This is a genomic window from Wenzhouxiangella sp. YN1 (genome assembly GCF_056324145.1).
Genome location: NZ_JBJNIO010000147.1, coordinates 195033 through 213809 on the forward strand (window position 1 = coordinate 195033; position 18777 = coordinate 213809).

Genomic DNA, 18777 nt, shown 5'->3' on the forward strand with positions numbered 1-18777 from the left:
AGACTCAGATGCCCATCAAGGTTGCCATCAATGGTTATGGCCGTATTGGTCGTAACGTGTTGCGTGCGCTCTATGAAAATGATCGTCGCAGCGAAATCCAGATCGTCGCCATCAACAGCTCGGCCGAGGTCACGACCAATGCCTTGTTGACCCAGCGCGACACGGTTCACGGCAAGTTCCCCGGCGAGGTGTCAGCGGACGGCGACCACTTGATTGTCAACGGCGACCGGATCAGACAGCTCTCCGACCGCGACCCGTCGCGGCTGCCCTGGGGTGAAATCGGCGTTGATGTGGTGCTCGAGTGCACCGGTGCGTTCAACAGCAGGGAGAAATCCGCCGCCCACCTCGAAAGCGGCGCTCGCAAGGTGTTGATCTCCGCGCCCGCCGGCAAGGATATGCCGACCATCGTCTACGGCGTCAACCACGACACTCTCGAAGCCGATGACGTCATCGTATCGAGCGCCTCGTGTACCACCAACTGCCTGGTTCCCCTGGTCAAACCGCTCCAGGATACCATCGGCATCGAGCAGGGGCTGATGACGACCATTCACGCCTACACCAATGACCAGGTGCTGACCGACGTCAACCACAAGGATCCGCGCCGGGCGCGCTCGGCCACCCAGAACCAGATTCCGACCAAGACCGGTGCCGCTGCCGCGGTCGGGCTGGTCATGCCCGAACTCGATGGCAAGCTTGACGGTCACGCGATCCGCGTGCCCACCATCAACGTCTCGCTCGTCGATCTGAGCTTCATTGCCAGCCGCGACACCTCAGTGGAAGAGGTCAATGCGACGCTCAAACAGGCCAGTGAAGGCAGTCTCAAGAATATTCTGGGCTACAACACCGAGCCGCTGGTCTCCAGCGACTTCAATCACGATCCGCGTTCGTCCATTTTTGATTCCACCCTGACCAAGGTCTCCGGCCGCATGGTCAAGGTTTTTGCCTGGTACGACAACGAGTGGGGCTTTTCCAACCGCATGCTCGACACCGCTGTGCTGATGGCAAACAAGTGAGCAGGGGGTCGGGCCGGGCCGCCTGACCGAAACCAGCAAGTCACTCAGGGGAAGCAAGCGCATGAAAACCATCGACCAGGTCGACCTTGCCGGCAAGCGCGTCCTGATCCGCGCAGATCTCAATGCACCCATCCGCAATGGCCAGGTGACCTCGGCGGCACGCATCAAGTCAGCCCTGCCCACGATTCGTCAGGCGCTCGACGCCGGTGCCGCGGTGATGGTCATGTCCCACCTTGGTCGTCCGGAAGAGGGCGGGTTCGACGAGGCATTCAGCCTGGCGCCGGTCGCCGGGAAGCTCGGGGAGCTGCTGGGCCGTTCGGTCAAACTCGTGCGCGACTGGATCGACGGCGTGGAAGTCGAGGCCGGTCAGCTCGTCCTGCTTGAAAACGTGCGCTTTCTGGAAGGCGAAAAAGCCAACGATAGTCATCTGGCAAGAAAAATGGCGGCTCTGGCCGACGTTCTGGTCTTCGACGCCTTTGCCGCCGCCCACCGTGCCCAGGCATCCACCGAGGGCTTGATTCGTCATGCTGCCGTTGCTTGCGCCGGCCCCTTGCTGATGCGAGAGGTCGCGTCTCTGCAAAAGGCGCTGGCCAGCCCCGAACGACCCATGGTGGCCATTGTCGGTGGCGCCAAGGTCTCGTCCAAGCTCACCGTGCTCGAAGCGCTGATTGACAAGGTTGACCAGCTGATCGTCGGCGGCGGGATTGCCAACACCTTTCTCGTTGCTGCCGGTTACGATGTCGGCGGTTCGCTGTATGAAAAAGATCTGGTCGACACCGCCCGGGATCTGATCAGGCGCGCTGAACACAAGGGTGCAGCCATTCCGCTGCCGGTCGACGTGCTCACTGCCGAACGCTTCCACGAGGACGCCCATGCCACCATCCGCGATACCGGGCGCGTTCACAAGGAAGAGATGATTCTCGACATTGGCCCCGAATCGGCGCGGACACTCGCGGCCATCGTCCGCGGGGCCGGCACCGTCCTCTGGAACGGCCCGCTGGGCGTGTTCGAGTTCGAGGCCTTCCACTCCGGCACCGAGACCATCGCGCAGGCCGTGGCGGACTGCGAAGGCTTCACCCTGGCCGGCGGGGGCGACACCATCGCGGCGATCGAGAAATTCCACGTGGCCGACCGGATTGATTACATCTCGACCGCCGGTGGCGCATTTCTGGAATATGTCGAGGGCAAAGAGCTTCCTGCCATTCGTGCCTTGAGCGATTGAGGCGACGCGTTTTTGGGGTGCGTCGTCCATATTTTCGGGCTCGGCGTGGCCGCGGCTTTGCGCAAGTCTTTCGCAAGTGGCTTCAGGCAGGAGCAGCGGGCGAAAGTTGCGGTTGTTCGAACACCTGATATCATCAGGATACGAGCAGATACGCAGGCCTGCTGTGCAGGATCTTGGGGAGCTGTCGGAATCACGTCAGCATACAAGTTTCATCCTGTGTGAGCCGGTTCCCGCTGCAGGGGCGTGTTTCTCGGAAGACAGGGGGGGCTCTGTCTTCTTGAAAGAGGCTCCAAAAAATGGCACAAGCTCATGAACAGCCGCACTCCGACCCATACCCCACCCGGCTTCGCCAGGCACGTGACGCGATCGAGCGCATGGCCCCGATCGTGCATTCACGCGCTCCTGATCGCTGGGCGGGGCCGCTCGATGAAGTCGCTCTTTCAAACTATGAGCGCGACGGATTTCTGTGGTTCAAGGGATTTTTCTCCAGACACCGCGTCGAGCCCTTCTTCGATGAACTGAAGGCCATCGCGAACGACAAGACCTGGATGTCATCCGAGCAGGTCATTCGTGACCCGGACACGGGCCGGATTCGGTCGGTTTTCGGCATGCACAGGATATCGAGAAGGTTCGAGGAGCTCACGCGCGATGCCCGGATCCTTGGCATGGCGCGACAGCTCCTCGGCAGCGATGTGTATATCCATCAGTCCCGCATCAACGACAAGTTCGGCTTTGAAGGCAGCGGTTTCGATTGGCACTCGGACTTCGAGACCTGGCACGCGGAGGACGGAATGCCGCGCATGCGTGCCGTGAGCGCGTCGATCATGCTGACCGAAAACAACGAGTTCAATGGGCCACTGATGTTGATCCCGGGCTCGCACCACTGGTTCGTGCCCTGTGTCGGCAAGACACCGGACCAGAACTGGAAAGCTTCCCTGAAGGCGCAGCGAATCGGCGTTCCGAGTCAGGAATCGCTTTCCGAGCTGGCCCGAAGCGGTGGCATTCGTGCGCCCAAGGGCCCGGCGGGCTCGCTGCTGCTGTTTGAATGCAACACGCTGCATGCCTCCAACGAGAACATGTCGCCATGGCCTCGCTCCAACCTGTTTTTCGTCTACAACAGCGTTCGCAATCTCCCGCGCGCGCCGTATGCCGCCCCCACAAGGCGGCCGCATTTCCTGGCCGAGCGGGAAAACCCGGAGCAGCTGGAGATGCACGACCGGTATCCAGAGCTGGCGGGTTGATGATCTCCGTGGCTGCCGGGTTGATGATCGCAGCCGGTCAGGCGTCCTCCGCCTGAATGACTCCGCAAGCGACTCGGGCACCTGCGGCGCCGCTGGGCTGGCTTTCCAGATCGTCTTCTCCGGCATGGACGACGACCGCCTTGCCGACGATGCTGTTGTCACCGCTCAGAGACAGGAATTCGAATTCCTGATTCAGCATTGCCTGCCCGCTGTCATCGGCCTCGATATTGCCGAGGTCGCCCACATGGTGCATCGGGTCACCGGGAGCGCCGTGCCGGACATCCTCGGGGTTGTAGTGGCCGCCCGCCGAACTGGCGTCCGGGGACGAACAGTCACCCCTGGCGTGAACATGAAATCCATGTTGTCCCGGTGACAGTCCGTTGACCATCGCGTCGACGCGAATGCCGCGCTCGGTCGTATAGAACTTGACGGCTCCGCTGGCCTGATGGCCCGAGGTGGCGGCAAGCTCAGCCATGGCATCCGGCGTACCGGACGTGTCGTCGCCGTCGTCATCGCCTGATGCGCGCGCGCCCTGGGTCGATCTGCCCTCAACGGTCGGCTCGCCGGTCTCCTGCCTGGGCGACGACTCATCGGTCATTTTGCCGGTTGCCTCGTCGCTCATCGAGTCGCCGGTGTTGCAAGCGGCCAGGGGGATGAGGAACATCAAGCCGGTGATGAGTATCCATTTTCTGGCGTTGAACATTGGGTCTCCTCACGATTCTGGAACCATGCGCCCACTATACACCTGATGAAGGTTGCTCCATGGCCAATGCCTGTATTTCGATGGGGCCGACATCAGTCGCACGACGGAGGGGCTTGCCGCTTCGGCTGGCTCAGCCCATTGGCGCATTCGAATAGTAGTGCCAGACAAGGATCGCCACCGCGCTGCGATGCGGCTTCCACGGGTGAGCGATGGCGTCTGTACGTTTGCGGTCGGGGCGCTCACGCATGCGCCTGATGCGCTGAACACCGGCCCGAATGGCGATGTCGTCGGCCGGCCAGACGTCGGGCCGACCCAGCGAGAACAGCAGAAACATCTCCGCGCTCCAGCGCCCGAAGCCCTTGAGCCGGGTAATCTGCGCGATCACTTCTTCATCGGGCAGCTCGGCAAGCGCGGCCGGCACCAGCGAACCCTCCAGCACGGCCTGCGACAGCCCCCGGGCGTAGGCGATCTTCTGCCTGGACAGGCCCAGCGCCCGCAGCCGATCGTCGCCCAGCGCCTGCAGGCGTTCCGGCTGCAGGTCGTTGTCAAGCGCGGCTTCGATCCGGCCGAAAATGGTCGCGGCGGCCTTTACCGACAGCTGCTGCCCGACGATGATGCGCAGGAAATGCCGATAGTCTGGCGCGCCCATCCGGCGCTCGGCGGGATAACCCACCTGCGCGAGCGCCGCGGCAATGTCCCGGTCGCGCCGGGCAATCCTGTCCAGCGCATTGCGCAGGTGTTGTTGCGTCAACTGGAATGTTGTCACGGGTGGACCTTTTCGAGCCCTGTCAAATGATTGCCGCGCGCCATTCTACCGCGGCGTCCGGGGCAGGCCGGTCGTGCCAGGCGCAACCCGCTTCGAGGTCGGGTTGATAAATGCCTGTGAGGCGAGCGGGCCAGAAAGCGGCCAGGGTCTGCGCCGCTGTCGCGTGTTCTGGGCATTGCCTCACGCAAGCCTTTCGGTGTGTCCGGGAGTATGTTTATACTTCAGGCGGGGGCGCGTGGAATCCGGGGTCGTGCGAGAGCTCGGTCCGGTGATTCTCAGATACCTCAACAGATGCCCTGAGGCAATGGATCTGGCGTCATGGACAAACTTCTCCAGCCGCTTTTCGAGCTCCCGCCGCTGACGGTCTACATCCTGATTGCGGTGCTGTGCTGGACCGAGGCCGCCTTCTTCCTGGGGTTCGTGACGCCCGGCGAGCTGGCTGTGGTGACCGGCGGGATTCTCGCCTCGCGTGGTCAGCTCGAAATGGATGTGTTGCTCGGTATCGTGCTGGTGGCGACGGTGATGGGTAATGCCACCGGCTTCTACGTTGGTTGTCGCTGGGGAAACGGGCTGCTCGGATGGGCGCCGCTGCAGCGCATTTGCGGTCCATCGATTCGCAAGTCACAGGAGTTCATGGCCCGCCGCGGAGCCTGGGCCATCGTGCTCGGCCGCGTATCCACTCCCACCCGCATCATCGTGCCTTTTCTGGCCGGTGCCTCGGGCATGCCCTATCGACATTTTGTACTGTTCGACATTCCCGCAAGCCTGGTCTGGGCCATGGTCTGGGCGATTCTGGGCTTCGTGCTCGGAGAGTCCTGGGGGCTGCTGAGAGAGATCGGCGGAACGGCCGCGCTGTTGGTTCTGATCCTGTTTCTGACCGCCGTGGTCATTCGCTGGGTTGCGGCTCGCATTGCGGCCCATCAGCGGCGAGTGAAAGCTGTATTCCGGCTGGCTCTGCGAGCGACCGGTACGCAGGGCATCGCGCGCGTGCTGGCTCCAGGGTTTCGCTGGTTGACCCGGCGCTTCGATCCGCGCGTGGCACAGGGTCTGAGCTTGACCATCTGCTTTGTCGCCCTGCTGGCCGGAATCGGTGTTATCGGTCTGGTATTTGACCAGACCCGGGCAGTGAAGGGGCTGGCGTTGATCGACTTTCCCGTCCTCGACTGGATGAGCAGCACGCGAACCGACCAGGCCGTGTCGATCGCCCGTAGCGGGCTGCATGCGCTTTACTGGCCCGGGGTTGTGGTCACCGCGCTGCCGCTGATGGCTTTCGTGTTGTGGCGCGTGGGCTGGCTTGCCGCAGTTCGCGTGGGCGTCGGCCTGGTAGGCGCAGCCGGCGGGGCTTATTTCCTTGATCGTTTTGTGCTTCAGGGTCATGTCCCCGGCGCGGAATTTCCCTCCGTGCCCGTTGCGACAGCGGCAGCGCTGCTCGTGCAGGCCACCGCGCTCACCGCGCGGACGCTGGATTGGGGCGGTGCGGTGGGCGCTGCCGCCGTCGGTACTTTCATGCTGTGTACGGTGGCGCTGGCCACGGTGGTGGCCGGCTGGGCTGCGCCTTCGGGCATTGTGCTGGGGCTGGCCCTGGGGCTGGCATGGGCCACCACCCTGGAGCTGCCCGGCACCGCGCTGCGGCCGCGCTCAGCACCTGCACCTGCTGAGCGCGAAGAGGCGGCCTGAAGCCTTCGCCATGCGCTATAATGGGCGCTTCCTCGGGGTGGCGTAATCGCCTGAGACACCCACGCGGGTGGACCCGTCGAACCTGATCCGGTTAATGCCGGCGTAGGGACAGGAACGTCAAGCGCCCTTCAAGGCCACTGCATGGCGCTGGCGGCAATCCCCCGTGCATTCCGGGTCTCCATTGTTGACTTGCATTCGGAGACTCACAAGTGAATATTCAAGCGTCCTTCTTCGGGCTGCTGCTGGCGCTATCGTCAGTCAGCTTCGCGCAGTCCGATGACGTCGAGGACTTTTCTGACGATGACATCGAAGATCGTATCGTGGTCACGGCCGATTTCTATCGCTCCGGTTTGTTCGACCTCGGCGGCAGCGTCAGCGTCATCGACGGTGAAACCGTCCGCGAGCGAGGAGCCTCGCACCTCGAGCACGTGCTCAACATCAGCCCCAACGTCAACTTTTCCACGGGTGCCTCGCGCGGCCGTTTTTTCCAGATTCGGGGGATCGGCTCCCGCAGCCAGTTCGTTGAACCGATGAATGCCTCGGTCGGGCTGCTGGTCGACGGCATCGACATGACCGGTCTGGGCGGTGGCGCGACGACCCTGGATGTGGCCCAGCTCGAGATTCTGCGTGGTCCGCAGGGCACCCTGTTTGGCGCCAATGCTCTGGCCGGCATGATCAATATCGTTACCGGCAGCCCCACTGAAGCATTCACCAGCCACCTGGAGGTCAGCGCCGGCAACTACGGCATGCGCGCGTTCGAGGGCATGGTTTCCGGGCCGCTCAGCGACACGCTGGGGTATCGACTGGCTTATTCCAATCAACAGAGTGACGGCTTTCAGGAAAACGCTTACCTGGGTCGCGATGATGTGCAGAACATTGATGAACAGACGCTGCGCAGCAAGCTGCGGTGGCAGCCCCATGATGATCTGCAAATCGACCTGACCGGCTTGTACCTGGATGTCGACAACGGCTACGACGCGTTCTCTCTGGACAATACGCGCATGACCTACTCCGACCGACCCGGGCACGATCGCCAGGAGACGCTGGCCGGTTCGGTTCGCATCCACTGGCATGCACATGATGCCTTCGACATCGAGGCGCTCATCAGCCGCACCGATGCCGACCTGGAATATGGCTATGACGATGACTGGACCTTCGTTGGCTTCTGCGAGGTCTTCGAGTGCCCGGGCGCGCCATTCACGGCATTCGACAACTATATTCGCCGCGATCGCAATACCACGCTGGATCTTCGGGCGGTATCCAGCAGCGGGCCGGATCAGCTCAACTGGGTGATCGGCGCTTATGTGCGCAATGCGGGCCAAAGCCTGCGGCGTGAGTACAGCTTTCTTGCCAGCGACTACCTGTTCGACTACGACACCGACAACCATGCCGTCTACGGACAGGTAGAGATACCGATGACGCGCCAGTTGCAGTTGGTGGCCGGTTTGCGCGGTGAGCGGCGCGAGGTCGAATACAGCGACAGCGACGGCGCCGCCTTTGAGCCCGGCGAGGACATGTGGGGCGGCAAGCTGGCGCTCGAATATCGCACCGACGGCGGCGGGCTGTGGTACGCGCTGGCATCTCGCGGATACAAGGCCGGCGGAATCAACAGCGATTCGCTCATTCCCGATGAGCGGCGCGCGTTCGACACCGAAACCCTGTTGAACTATGAGCTCGGCGTGAAGAAGCGGCTGCTCGACAATCGGGTCGATCTGCGAGCGGCGGTGTTCTATCAGGACCGCAGTGATGTTCAGGCCGAACAATCGCTGGTCGAGCCCATCGAGGGTGAATCCTGCCCCTGCCACTTCATCGAGTACAAGGCCAACGCCACCGCCGGGCGGAGCTACGGCCTGGAGGCCGAGCTCAACTGGCGCGTGAGCCATCGCCTGCTGGCGTTTGCCAGCCTCGGCCTGCTGGATACCCGCTTCGAAGAGTTCCTCAACTATTCGCATGTCGATGCCGACCCGGCCAGCGGAGAGCCGTACGACATGGACGGACGCGAGCTGCCGCATGCGCCGAACTACATGTTCAATCTGGGCGCCATCGTGCAGCTGTCCGATCGCTGGTACGTGCGGGTGGAGGCCGAGGGCAAGGATGCGTTCTACTTCTCGAGCCGTCACGAGACCCGATCCAACGCTTATGAGACCTTCAACGCCCGCATTGGCTATCGTCAGGGGCCCTGGGATTTTGCCCTGTGGGCGCGCAATATCGCCGATCAAGACATCAAGACCCGCGCTTTCGGCAGCTTCGGCAACGATCCGCGCGAGAACTATGTGGTCGAGCCCTACTTTCAGTTTGGCGAGCCCCGCGTGGTTGGAGCGACACTGCGTTATGTCTACTGACCGGCGCAGGCAGGTGCCGGCGGGCCCGGGCCGCAGGTGTCGGGCCCTTGATCGTGCCCCGGAGGCTGCGGCATGAAGCTGGAGCACTGGCTGGAACAGCTCGATGAGCGCTGGGCAGCGATGTCGGCCTGGGAGCTGGCCGCGGTGCTGCTGGCCATCACCTACCTGGTGTTGGCCGTAAGCCAGAACCGCCTGTGCTGGATTGCCGCTTTCATCAGCACCGCGCTTTTCACCGCGCTGTTCTGGCGGGTGCAGCTGCTCATGCAGTCGGCACTCAATGTGTATTACATGGGCATGGCGGTCTATGGCTGGTGGTACTGGCGCCACGGCAACAGCGGCGGGCAGGCGCTGTCGGTGACGCGCTGGCCGCTGTGGCGACATGCCCTGGCGCTGCTGGTGGTGGTGCTGTCTACCCTGGTGTCGGGCTACTTGCTCTCGCGCCACAGCCAGGCGGCCTGGCCGTATCTCGATTCTCTGGTCACCTGGGGTGCGGTCGTGACAACTTTCATGGTGGCGCGCAAGGTGCTGGAAAACTGGGTCTACTGGATGGTGTTCAACAGCCTGGCGATCTTTCTGTTTCTCGACCGCGGCATGGCGCTGACCGCGCTGTTGAACGTCGCTTATCTGATCATCTCGGTGGTCGGCTGGACGAGCTGGCTGCGCGACTACCGGGCGCGAGCCGGCCTTGGCGGTGAAGCCGGGCCATGACCCCGCTGGGCCAGGATGAAGGCGAAGTGGCGGCCGTTGACGCGCTGATCGATTCCTGGCCGGACTGGGGCCTGGGGCTGCGCGGACGGCCGCAGCTGGTCGAGCGCATCCGGGCGGGAAGGACCAACCGCAACTATCGTTTGAGCGCGCCGGGCCGGTCCGATGAGCTGCTGCTGCGCATCAACCACCCCGGGGGCGCGCGGCTGGGCATCGATCGCCAGCGCGAACGCGAGATTCTGGAGTTGACGTCGGCCGCCGATATCAGCCGGCCGTACTGGTTCTGGGATCCGCGCCAGCGTTTCGTGATTTTCCCCTACCTGCCGGCGCGGACATGGAGCGACAAGGACCTGAGCAATCCGGAGCAGCTGGCCCGGCTGGGGCCGCTGCTCGAACGACTGCACGCCCTGGCCCCCCCCGACTGGCCGCGGCGCAGCTATCACGCTTATCTGCGTGATTACTGGCACCAGGTCGAGCAAGCCGGACTTGCCGATGCGCGGCTTGCCCGGGCCTGGCGGGCCTTCGAGCCGCGGTTGGAGGCCTTTGATCGGGCGCCATGGACGGCGTGCCTGGTGCATCATGATCTGATTCCCGTCAACATTCTGGAAACCCCCGAGCGCCTGTACCTGATCGACTGGGAATATGCCGCCCTCGGTCATCGCGATATCGATATCTGGACCGTGAACCCGAGCGCCGTCAACGAGCCTTTCGTCGCTGAAATGATGGCGTGGATAAACGACCTGTGGGAGCGATTGATCCGGCTGTGATCAGCTGCCGGCGTCAGCCTGCGGCGCTGTCGTTCATGAAGATTTCATAGTCGTCGGGGTGGTCCATGTAGTTGTCGAGATCCACGGGGCGCAACGGATCAGCTGCCAGGGCGGCTTCGACCACGCGTCGATTGAATGCCGAGGTGGCCTCCCGCGCCAGGTATTCGTCGATGGGCATCCAGAGCGCCTTTTCCAGCTCTTCGTCGTCGATGCGGATGTCGAAATTCAGCGGAGCGAGCCGACACACGGCGTAGATGTTGGAGGCGCCGAACTGCCCCCGGTGGTGGTGACGCATGCCGACCAGGCCGCGGAACTCGGTTCTGATTCCGGTTTCTTCGTGTACTTCGCGCATCGCCGCGTCGGCAACGTGCTCGCGGCGCTCGAGCATCCCGCCGGGCAGCTTGAGGTGGTCGGGGCGTGTTGTTCGATCGCGCTTTTCGAGCACAACCAGGATATGGCCGTCGTCCGATAGCACCAGGCCACCGGCACCGATGCTGTGGGTGCACGCTTCGGGAATATAGGCGCCGTCGACCAGTCTTCGAACCAGCATCACGGTTTCGTTGCGGCAGTGGTGCAGGGCAAACCCGAGGTCCATCGCGTCGGGCAGCAACTGACCTCGGCGGGCCGGAATCTCCAGCCAGGCCAGCTTGAGGCCCTCGCGCGTCCAGGCCGACAGTGCGGTGGCCATGGCGTCTCGGAACTCACTGGTTTTCCGGGGCAGGTTTTTGCCGGACAGGAAGATCCCGCCGTACTTGTTTCTGATGGCCTGGAGCATGCCGTTTATCTATCCTGGTGACAGTCCGTCCGTTCAGCGAGCGGGCGCGGGAATACGATCCGTCCTCGCAGCCCGTGCGTTCACAGCGTCGAGACGGTATGGTCAGCAAAGCGTTCGAGGCAGTCGCCGGCCGCCTTGAATTGATCGCGGCTGGTCGCGTGGACAATGAGCACATGGCGTTGGTCGTCGAGCGCCGTGCGCACTTTCGAGATATAGGGTACGTGGTCAGGGCGCATGCTGATCACGCCACCGATGAGGGCGCCGCCGAGAGCGCAGAAGACCACCAGCAGCACGGACGAAGCGCCGACATTCTGAGCCACGAAGGGCACGCCAAGGGAGAGCATGAGCGCCAGGATCAGCAGCCCGACGAGCGCACCGGCGAGTGCCAGCCAGAGGTGGGCCCGGATGATGGTGTGCCAGATGCCGCGGGGCTCGGGTTCCAGGCGAAAGGCCTCAGCGCCGTCGGCCGGGTCGAGGCGCTCGATCTGCCCTTCGATTCCTGCGATTGAATCCACCATCTCACGGCGACAATCCGTCAGCCGCTGCGCGTCAGAGAAAATGCCCGCCAGCTTATGATCGGACGCTTCTCCGGTCAGACCCATTCTGCGTTTCATGCGTGCCTCCTGATCTGCGGCTCAGGTATGCCTCGACTCTAGCAGAATCCGGTATCGGGCGGAATCAATCCGGATCGGAACACCCGCCCGCCGGCGAGTGCGAACGTGGGTGTGCGTGAGCTTGCTATGATGAATGTCGGCCTTTCGTATCAAGGGTTTACTGATGTTCTATCTGGATGTGCCCAGTACCGGGGAAATGACCGAGCTCGATCAGATTCGGGCCGATGCCTGCGTGTCGATCTATTTACCGACGACGCCGATCTCGCGCGAAATCGAGCCGGCCCGGATCAAGCTTGGCAACCTTGCCAGAACGGCCATTGCCCAGCTCGAACAAGCCGGCCTGGACAAGCAGCGTATCTGGCCGCTGGCGGAACGACTGGAAGGCTTGCGCGACGACACCGAGTTCTGGAATTATCAGGCGCGCAGCCTGGCGATCCTGGCCACGCCTGATTTGCTGCGCAGCTATCGTTTGGCCAATCGCATCGGCGAGATCGTGGAGGTCTCCGACCGTTTCCATCTCAAGCCGCTGCTGCGTGCCATCACCTTTTCGCATTCGGCCTTTGTTCTCGCGCTCTCGGAGAAGGCCACTCGACTTGTGGAGGTTTCGGCCAGCGAACCGGCCGTTGAAGTCGACATTGCCAACCTGCCCGGTGATGCCGCCAGCCTTGGCGGTCCGGAAGCGGAAAAGGGTCATAGCGGCATTGGCCACCGTCAGGGCGATCAGGCAGGCCATGTGCCGCTGGCTCGTTACATTCGCCGTATCGACGCGGCCTTGCGGCCCGTGCTCAAGGATGCGAATGCGCCGCTCGTGCTCGCCGCCGCCGAGCCGTTGACCGCCACGTTTCGTGGAGCCACCACCTTGCCGCTGGCCCCCGAGACCATCGAGGGCAACCCGGATCACCTGAGTGCGGCTCAGCTGGCTGAGGCTGCCCGCCCGATTCTGGACGCACAGCATGCGCGCAAGATCGAGGCCTTTCACAGCCGCTTCGAGCAGCGCGCCGGTGACCGTCGCACGACCACGGACTTGTCTGACGCTGCGCGCCTGGCCACTTACGGCGGTATCGATAGCCTTCTGGTCGATATCGACAGCGTTGTTGACGGCTTCATTGACGAAGAAACGGGCGAGATCAGCCTCGACTCACGGGGCGACGCGGTCAACTACGGCATCGTCGATGAAATTGCCGGTCGCGCGCTGCGCACCGGGGCATCGGTTCTGGCGGTGCGCCGGGCCGATATTCCCGACGGCCGTGAGCTGGCAGCGATCCTGCGCTATCCAATCTGAGGGCAAGTCGACCTTGGCCGGTGCCACGGGGCGCTTGCGCCGGGCTCACAGCAGAATCATCGACGCCAGCCCCAGGAAGGCGAAGAAACCGATCACATCGGTCACGGTCGTCACGAAGGGGCCGGAGGCCAGTGCCGGGTCGACATGGAAGCGCTCCAGGGCGATCGGGATGACGATCCCGCCCAGCGCGGCGGCAATCAGGGTCATGGCCATTGCCAGGGCGATGACCGCGCCCAGCATGGGCAGGCCGAACCACAAGGCTGCGACCAGCGCCATGACGATGCCAAAGCCCAGGCCGTTGATCGCCCCGACCGTGATCTCGCGCCAGCTGACCCGCAGGGTGTTGCGAGGCGTGAGCTCGCGCGTGGCAATGGCGCGTACCGCCACCGTCATCGTCTGGGTGCCGGCGTTGCCGCCCATCGAGGCGACGATGGGCATCAGCACGGCCAGGGCCACCATCTGATCGATGGTTTCGGCATACAGGTTGATGACCGATGAGGCCAGGATGGCGGTGACCAGATTGACCATCAGCCAGACGGCCCGGCCGCGAGTGGTCTGCCAGACAGTGTCGGTCAGGCTGGAATCTTCGTCGACGCCGGCCAGGCGCAGCAGGTCTTCCTCGTGCTCCTCGTCGAGCACGGTCATGGCATCGTCGATGGTAATCATGCCGGTCAAGCGGCCGCTTTCGTCGACTACCGGCGCGGAGATCAGGTGGTAGTGATTGAACATGTAGGCCACGTCCGCGGCCTCTTCGGTGACGCCCACCGTTCGAAAGCTGGGCTCTGTGATCGCGGTCAGCGGCCGTTTGTGGGGTGAGGAAAGCAGGCGCCCCAGGGTCACATAGCCCACCGGTTTCATCGCCGGTGAGACCAGGATGACGTGGTAGAACTGATCCGGCAGGCTGTCGTCGTCGCGAATGTAGTCGATGGCCTGGCCCACGGACCAGTCCTCGGGTACCGCGACGAGCTCGCGCTGCATCAGCCGGCCAGCGGAATATTCGGGATAGGACAAGGCGCCTTCGACGCCGATACGATCCCTGATCTCGAGCGCTTCGAGCAGGCGCGACTGCTGTGCTTCTTCCAGGTCCTCGACCAGGTCGACCACGTCGTCGGAATCGAGGCCCCGGATGGCCTCGGCCACGACCTCCTGCGGTAGCGCCTCCAGCAGGGGTTCGCGCACGGCATCGTCAAGCTCGGAAAGGATCGCGCCGTTGATGTTCTTGCCCCAGAGCGCTACCAGCTCCCGGCGCTCCGGCGGGCTGATCTGCTCGACCAGGTCAGCGACGTCGGCGGCATGCAGGGGCTCGAGCAGCTCGTCGAGCCGGGCTGCATTCTGAGTGTCGACGGCTTCGATCACCGCCTGGATGTGCTGCTGCTCCAGGCCTTCGCCGATGTCTTCCTGCTCCGGAGGCGTTTCCTGCTGCACGGGCTTCTCCTTGGAATTGCGTCGTTTTGCTGCGCTGGCCGCTGGCCGCGTCCTGGCTGGCCGCGTCCTGGCTGGCCGCGTCAACGGTTGAATTATTGCAGGTCTGTGTCCAAAACAATACGTCCGACGCCGCCGGATTGATGGCGTCACCACCGGGCGCGGTGCCGGGCCGAGCCGCAATGCGATTTTGGGTACCATGCACGCATGCTTTTATTCATCATCATCGGCGCCGTGATCGGCGCTGCGCTGGGCTTGCCCGGCGGGCTGCTTGTCGGCGGGGCGCTGGGTTACGGTGTCGGCCTGCTGCTTACCCGCGTGGTTTTGCCGCGCGGGCTGCAGGCAGTGCAGGCGCAGTTCTTCGACTCGACCTTTGCCGTCATGGGGGCCCTGTGCAAGGCCGATGGGCACGTCAGCCGCGACGAAATCCGCGTGGTCGAGCAGTTTTTCGACAAGCTGGGTCTGACCAGTGAGCAGCGGCGTGACGCCCGGGCGTCATTCAGCCGGGGCAAGGGCCCCGGCTTTGATCTGGCCGGCGAAGTCAGGACGCTGCGCGCCACCGTTGGCAACCGTCCGGCGCTGCTGCAGCTGTTTTTGCAGGCGCAGCTTTCGGCCGTTGCCGCTGATGGCGTCCTTCACGAGGCCGAGCACGACATGCTGCTGCGCGTGGGGCGTCTGCTCGGCCTGTCGCAGCTCGATCTGCGCCGCCTGGAGGCGGCCTTGGGCGCGGCGGCTTCCGGCCGGCCGGGTGGCGATGCAGGCACCGATCCCACCGCCGGAGCGGCGCTGAAAGAGGCCTACGCCACACTGGGCGTGGAGGCAACGGCCAGTGATGCCGAGGTCAAGAAGGCGTATCGTCGCCTGATGAGCAGATACCATCCGGACAAGCTGGCCGGCCAGGGGTTGCCCGAGAACATGCGTGCAGTAGCCAAGGAGCGCGTGCGCGAGGTGCGCCAGGCCTATGACCGCGTTCGCGATAGCCGGGACCGTGAGCGCGCCGCCTGAGCCTGGCCGGGCTCGTGGTCAATCGTGATTCTGATCTTCGGGCGGGTGGCTCCACCGCAGTCCGTCCGGACCGGCCGGATGCGAGGTCCGCACGACCAGGCTGCCGCTGCGAATCAGTTCGGGCAGGTGCGCGGTGACGTGGTTCAAGTGTTCGGCCAAAGGCGCCACTTCGCCGCATGCCACGCCAACCCAGGTGTTGCGCCCGCTGCGTTTGGCAGCATAAAGGCACAGGTCGGCCACATCGACCACCTTGTTCCAGTCCACATGCTCCGGCAGGTCAGGAAACAGGGGGTATTGTGCAAAGCCGATCGAGCAGGTCATTTCGATTGGCTGTTCGTACCCCTCCAGCGTGAAGCGATGAGCGGCAACGGCGCTGCGCAGCCGCTCGGCCAGCCGGGCGGCAAAATCGGCATCGGTAAATCGCGCCACCAGCAGGAACTCTTCGCCGCCCCAGCGCGCGATGGTGTCGCTTTCACGAAGCTGGTCGCGCAGTATGCCACCGAGCTGCTGCAGAACCTGATCGCCGGCCGCATGTCCGTAGTGATCGTTGACCTCCTTGAAGCGGTCGATGTCGATCATCACGAACAGCAGGTCGGCACTGCCATGCTGGTGATCCCGATAATGGCGGCTGGCCATGGCAATGTCGGCCGGGAGCGCTTGACTCAGGTAGCGCCGGTTGCGCAATCCCGTCAGCGGGTCGGTCAGGCTTTGCTCGGCCAGCGCACGGTTGGCATCCGATAGCGCCCGGGTGCGCTCGGCAACCTGTTCTTCGAGCAAGCGGGTGCGGCGCCGCAGCGCGCCCAGCCGCCAGCGGAACAGGCCGATGACCACCAGGGCCGCCGCCAGCACATAAACCGCCCGGGCCCAGAGGCTGCGATACCAGGGAGGCAGGATGCGCAGGTCGACGGTGGCAATCCGGCTGGTGTTTGCGTATACATCGCGGGCCTGTACCTTGAATCGGTAGTGCCCTTCACGGATGTGGGTGTAGTCGCGAAACGCCTCGGCGCTCCAGCTCGACCAGTCATGATCCAGGCCTTCGAGCATGACGCGGTAACGATTGCTGTCCATGCGCGTGAAGGCTGGTGCGGCATACTCGAAGCGCAGCGTGTTGTCGTCGTATTCCAGTACCAGCGACGGCAGAGGGCCGTCGCCGCCGTACAGGATCTTGCCGGATTCGCGCTCGGTAATGCCGCGTATGAGCGGGTCATATTCCGGGCGCGGGCTGGCGGACGATTGGGCGTCAAGGCGGAACAGGCCGTCTTCGGCGCCCAGCCAGACGGTGCCGTCGCGCTCACCGTAGATCGCGCGAACGGCCACTCCTTTCAGCCTGGCCGCGGTCAGCGTGTCGCGCACATAGCCGCTGGCGGCGGGTCGGGCGACCAGGGTCTGCTGAAGGTTGCGACGGCTGTCGACCGTATGCAGCCAGACACGCCCCAGAGGGTCCTGATGGAAAGGGAGGGTCTGCGCCGGGCCGTTGGGATACAGCCGCGCGAATTCCCGATCAGTGACCAGCCCGCCGCGTTCGGAATCGAACCGCATCAGCCCGTCACGGGTACCAAAGCGCAGCTGCCCGTCAATGGCGTGAAGATAGGTCAGTGAGTAGTCGTCCGCCCCTTCGACCATGCCAAAGCGTTCGGGCGGGAGCATCTGCTGCCAGATGCCCGCGTCGGGGTCGGCGTCGGGATTGGGCTGGATTCGCAGCGCCCCCTTGTACCAGGTGCCGGCCCACAACGTGCCGTCTTCTGTTTCGTGGAGGGTGCGGATCTCGTCGTCCAGGCCGGGCAGGCGACCCTCGTCGCGCCAGCCGCCCTTGCCGTCGCGCTACACGGCGGCCAGGCCCGTGTGCAGACTGATCCATACCCGATTCGGGTCGCGCCGGGACTGCAGCATGGCAAATGAGGTCTGCGCCGACGGGCGAAGCAGGCTGACTTCATCGTCGCGCCACAGATGGACGCCTTCCATGGTGCTGACCAGCAGGCCGTCGTCGAGCGCCAGCAGGCGCCAGGTCTGGCCGCGAATGGCATCGATGGCAGCAAAGCCAGCGGCGCCGTCGCGGCCGCTGATCATGCCGTAGAGCCCGTCGGTAGTGGCGGTAAAAATGCGGCCGTCGTAGCGCGCCACGTCCAGGGCCTGGCCGGACAAGCCGGTGCTGCTGTCAAAGTGGGTGACCGGGCTGGCGACATCCAGTCGGGCGATTCCGGTGCTCAGCGCCAGCCACAGCCCGCCCTGGCGGGCCTGGTAAATGCGAAAGACTGCGTTGTCGGGCAGGCCCTCGTCGCGAGTGATGCGGCGGATCAGGCGCCCGTCCGGGGCCATCAGGATGACGCCGCCGCGCAGGGTGGCAAGCGCCAGGCGGTGATCGTCGAGCAGAATTGCCTGATAGAGCAGGTCGTCTTCAAGGAAGGGGTCGGCCTCATTCGGCCATGGCGTGAGCCCCGTGCTGTCGAGCACGTACCAGCCGATATCGCGGGTGCCCACCAGCACGGCCTGCGCGGGCGCGCCTTCGGTGTGGCCCCAGGGCAGCATGGCGTAGATGCGCTCGTCGGCGAAGCGCGCGCCGTCGGCTACCAGCTGCAGGTGGTCATCAACCAGTTCCAGCAGGCCCTTGCCGACCTCGCGCACGAAGATCCGGTCGTTGACTTGAAAGGCCAGATGGAAACGGTTGTCCGGCGTCCAGCGCCGGACGGCGTTCTCGGTCACCCGGTGCAGGCCCTTGAAGGTGAAGAAGTACACGCCGTCGCCGGTTACGAGGATGTCCCACACATCCATGAAGTCGCGCTGCTCGGGCGTCAGGCGGTCGAGCAGCGAAACGTACTGTTGACGCCCGCGTGCATCGGGCTCGAGGTAGCCGAAGTCGCCCACACCGCCAACGTAAATCCGACCATCAGGTCCGCTGGCCAGCGAGCGGATGGTGGGCACGCCAGGCAGCGGCGTGCTGCGCCAGCGGACGCCATCGAAGCTGAGTACCACGCCGTCCACGTTGCCCACGTAAACGATCCCACGCTGATCCTGCGCAACGGCCCAGTTCTGGCGTGCCGCACCGTAGTCGTCCTTGTGGAATACCCGCAGCGGCGGCAGGCCGGTTTCGGCATCGGCAGCCACCGCAGGGCTGATCGGCGCCGACATCAGCGTGCCAAGAACCAGCAGCCAACAGATGGAAAACGACAGCTGTCTCCGTGGAGCCGGGCGTTTGCCGCTGCGGTGTCGTTCCATGCCAGTGCGCATCTATTCCATTTCAGGCTT

At 64.0% G+C, this 18777-nt stretch carries 16 protein-coding genes and 1 riboswitch; of the genes, 9 read left to right on the forward strand and 7 right to left on the reverse strand.

Annotation, left to right across the window (positions count from 1 at the left end):
* Positions 1 to 8 precede the first annotated feature (8 nt).
* The 3 genes from gap to thpD all read left to right on the forward strand — a co-directional run bounded on the left by gap (position 9) and on the right by thpD (position 3476).
* A complete protein-coding gene (gene gap, locus ACEWQZ_RS08215) occupies positions 9 to 1013 on the forward strand; it encodes a type I glyceraldehyde-3-phosphate dehydrogenase (RefSeq protein ID WP_476482591.1) in 1005 nt (334 codons plus the stop codon).
* A 61-nt stretch (positions 1014 to 1074) separates the two neighbouring features.
* The gene (locus ACEWQZ_RS08220; RefSeq protein WP_476482592.1) at positions 1075 to 2235 is read left to right on the forward strand and encodes a phosphoglycerate kinase; all 1161 of its coding nucleotides are present in this window, start codon (positions 1075 to 1077) and stop codon (positions 2233 to 2235) included.
* Between the two features lie 296 nt (positions 2236 to 2531).
* Positions 2532 to 3476 (forward strand): ectoine hydroxylase, encoded by a 945-nt coding sequence (gene thpD / locus ACEWQZ_RS08225; RefSeq protein ID WP_476482593.1) that lies wholly within the window; start codon positions 2532 to 2534, stop codon positions 3474 to 3476.
* A gap of 37 nt (positions 3477 to 3513) precedes the next feature.
* Here thpD and ACEWQZ_RS08230 read toward each other — a convergent pair whose 3' ends face one another.
* Together ACEWQZ_RS08230 and ACEWQZ_RS08235 are read right to left on the reverse strand one after the other, a co-directional pair.
* Positions 3514 to 4179, reverse strand: a complete 666-nt coding sequence (locus tag ACEWQZ_RS08230; RefSeq protein ID WP_476482594.1) for a superoxide dismutase family protein — start codon at positions 4177 to 4179, stop codon at positions 3514 to 3516.
* A 130-nt stretch (positions 4180 to 4309) separates the two neighbouring features.
* Entirely contained in the window at positions 4310 to 4945 is a 636-nt protein-coding gene (locus ACEWQZ_RS08235) for a DNA-3-methyladenine glycosylase family protein (RefSeq protein ID WP_476482595.1), read from the reverse strand.
* A gap of 318 nt (positions 4946 to 5263) precedes the next feature.
* Between ACEWQZ_RS08235 and ACEWQZ_RS08240 the strand changes: the two genes are divergently transcribed.
* The 4 genes from ACEWQZ_RS08240 to ACEWQZ_RS08255 all read left to right on the forward strand — a co-directional run bounded on the left by ACEWQZ_RS08240 (position 5264) and on the right by ACEWQZ_RS08255 (position 10436).
* Positions 5264 to 6622 (forward strand): DedA family protein, encoded by a 1359-nt coding sequence (locus tag ACEWQZ_RS08240; RefSeq protein ID WP_476482596.1) that lies wholly within the window; start codon positions 5264 to 5266, stop codon positions 6620 to 6622.
* Between the two features lie 23 nt (positions 6623 to 6645).
* Positions 6646 to 6749: riboswitch (TPP riboswitch) on the forward strand.
* An 82-nt stretch (positions 6750 to 6831) separates the two neighbouring features.
* The gene (locus ACEWQZ_RS08245; protein WP_476482597.1) at positions 6832 to 8964 is read left to right on the forward strand and encodes a TonB-dependent receptor; all 2133 of its coding nucleotides are present in this window, start codon (positions 6832 to 6834) and stop codon (positions 8962 to 8964) included.
* Positions 8965 to 9036: 72 nt separating this feature from the next.
* A complete protein-coding gene (pnuC, locus tag ACEWQZ_RS08250) occupies positions 9037 to 9672 on the forward strand; it encodes a nicotinamide riboside transporter PnuC (protein ID WP_476482598.1) in 636 nt (211 codons plus the stop codon).
* Positions 9669 to 10436, forward strand: a complete 768-nt coding sequence (locus ACEWQZ_RS08255) for a phosphotransferase (protein ID WP_476482599.1) — start codon at positions 9669 to 9671, stop codon at positions 10434 to 10436. The genes pnuC and ACEWQZ_RS08255 overlap by 4 nt, the downstream gene beginning before the upstream one ends.
* Positions 10437 to 10449: 13 nt before the next feature.
* On the opposite strand, the gene ACEWQZ_RS08260 is transcribed toward ACEWQZ_RS08255, so the two are convergent.
* Both ACEWQZ_RS08260 and ACEWQZ_RS08265 read right to left on the reverse strand, forming a co-directional pair.
* Positions 10450 to 11211 (reverse strand): NUDIX hydrolase, encoded by a 762-nt coding sequence (locus tag ACEWQZ_RS08260; protein ID WP_476482600.1) that lies wholly within the window; start codon positions 11209 to 11211, stop codon positions 10450 to 10452.
* Between the two features lie 80 nt (positions 11212 to 11291).
* Positions 11292 to 11825: a hypothetical protein gene (locus ACEWQZ_RS08265; RefSeq protein WP_476482601.1), complete on the reverse strand. Its 534-nt coding sequence runs from the start codon at positions 11823 to 11825 to the stop codon at positions 11292 to 11294.
* Between the two features lie 133 nt (positions 11826 to 11958).
* Here ACEWQZ_RS08265 and ACEWQZ_RS08270 point away from each other — a divergent pair, with 133 nt between their 5' ends.
* Positions 11959 to 13107: a baeRF11 domain-containing protein gene (locus tag ACEWQZ_RS08270; protein ID WP_476482602.1), complete on the forward strand. Its 1149-nt coding sequence runs from the start codon at positions 11959 to 11961 to the stop codon at positions 13105 to 13107.
* Positions 13108 to 13152: 45 nt separating this feature from the next.
* Here the strand turns inward: ACEWQZ_RS08270 and mgtE are convergent, their stop codons facing one another.
* On the reverse strand, positions 13153 to 14532 hold the full coding sequence (gene mgtE, locus ACEWQZ_RS08275) for a magnesium transporter (protein ID WP_476482603.1): 1380 nt from the start codon (positions 14530 to 14532) through the stop codon (positions 13153 to 13155).
* A gap of 204 nt (positions 14533 to 14736) precedes the next feature.
* Here mgtE and djlA point away from each other — a divergent pair, with 204 nt between their 5' ends.
* The gene (gene djlA / locus ACEWQZ_RS08280; protein WP_476482604.1) at positions 14737 to 15534 is read left to right on the forward strand and encodes a co-chaperone DjlA; all 798 of its coding nucleotides are present in this window, start codon (positions 14737 to 14739) and stop codon (positions 15532 to 15534) included.
* A gap of 18 nt (positions 15535 to 15552) precedes the next feature.
* On the opposite strand, the gene ACEWQZ_RS08285 is transcribed toward djlA, so the two are convergent.
* Positions 15553 to 17265, reverse strand: a complete 1713-nt coding sequence (locus ACEWQZ_RS08285; RefSeq protein WP_476482605.1) for a ligand-binding sensor domain-containing diguanylate cyclase — start codon at positions 17263 to 17265, stop codon at positions 15553 to 15555.
* A gap of 90 nt (positions 17266 to 17355) precedes the next feature.
* Positions 17356 to 18747 carry a two-component regulator propeller domain-containing protein gene (locus ACEWQZ_RS08290; RefSeq protein WP_476482606.1) on the reverse strand — a complete coding sequence of 464 codons (1392 nt, stop codon included), beginning with the start codon at positions 18745 to 18747 and terminating at the stop codon, positions 17356 to 17358.
* Positions 18748 to 18777: the final 30 nt, after the last annotated feature.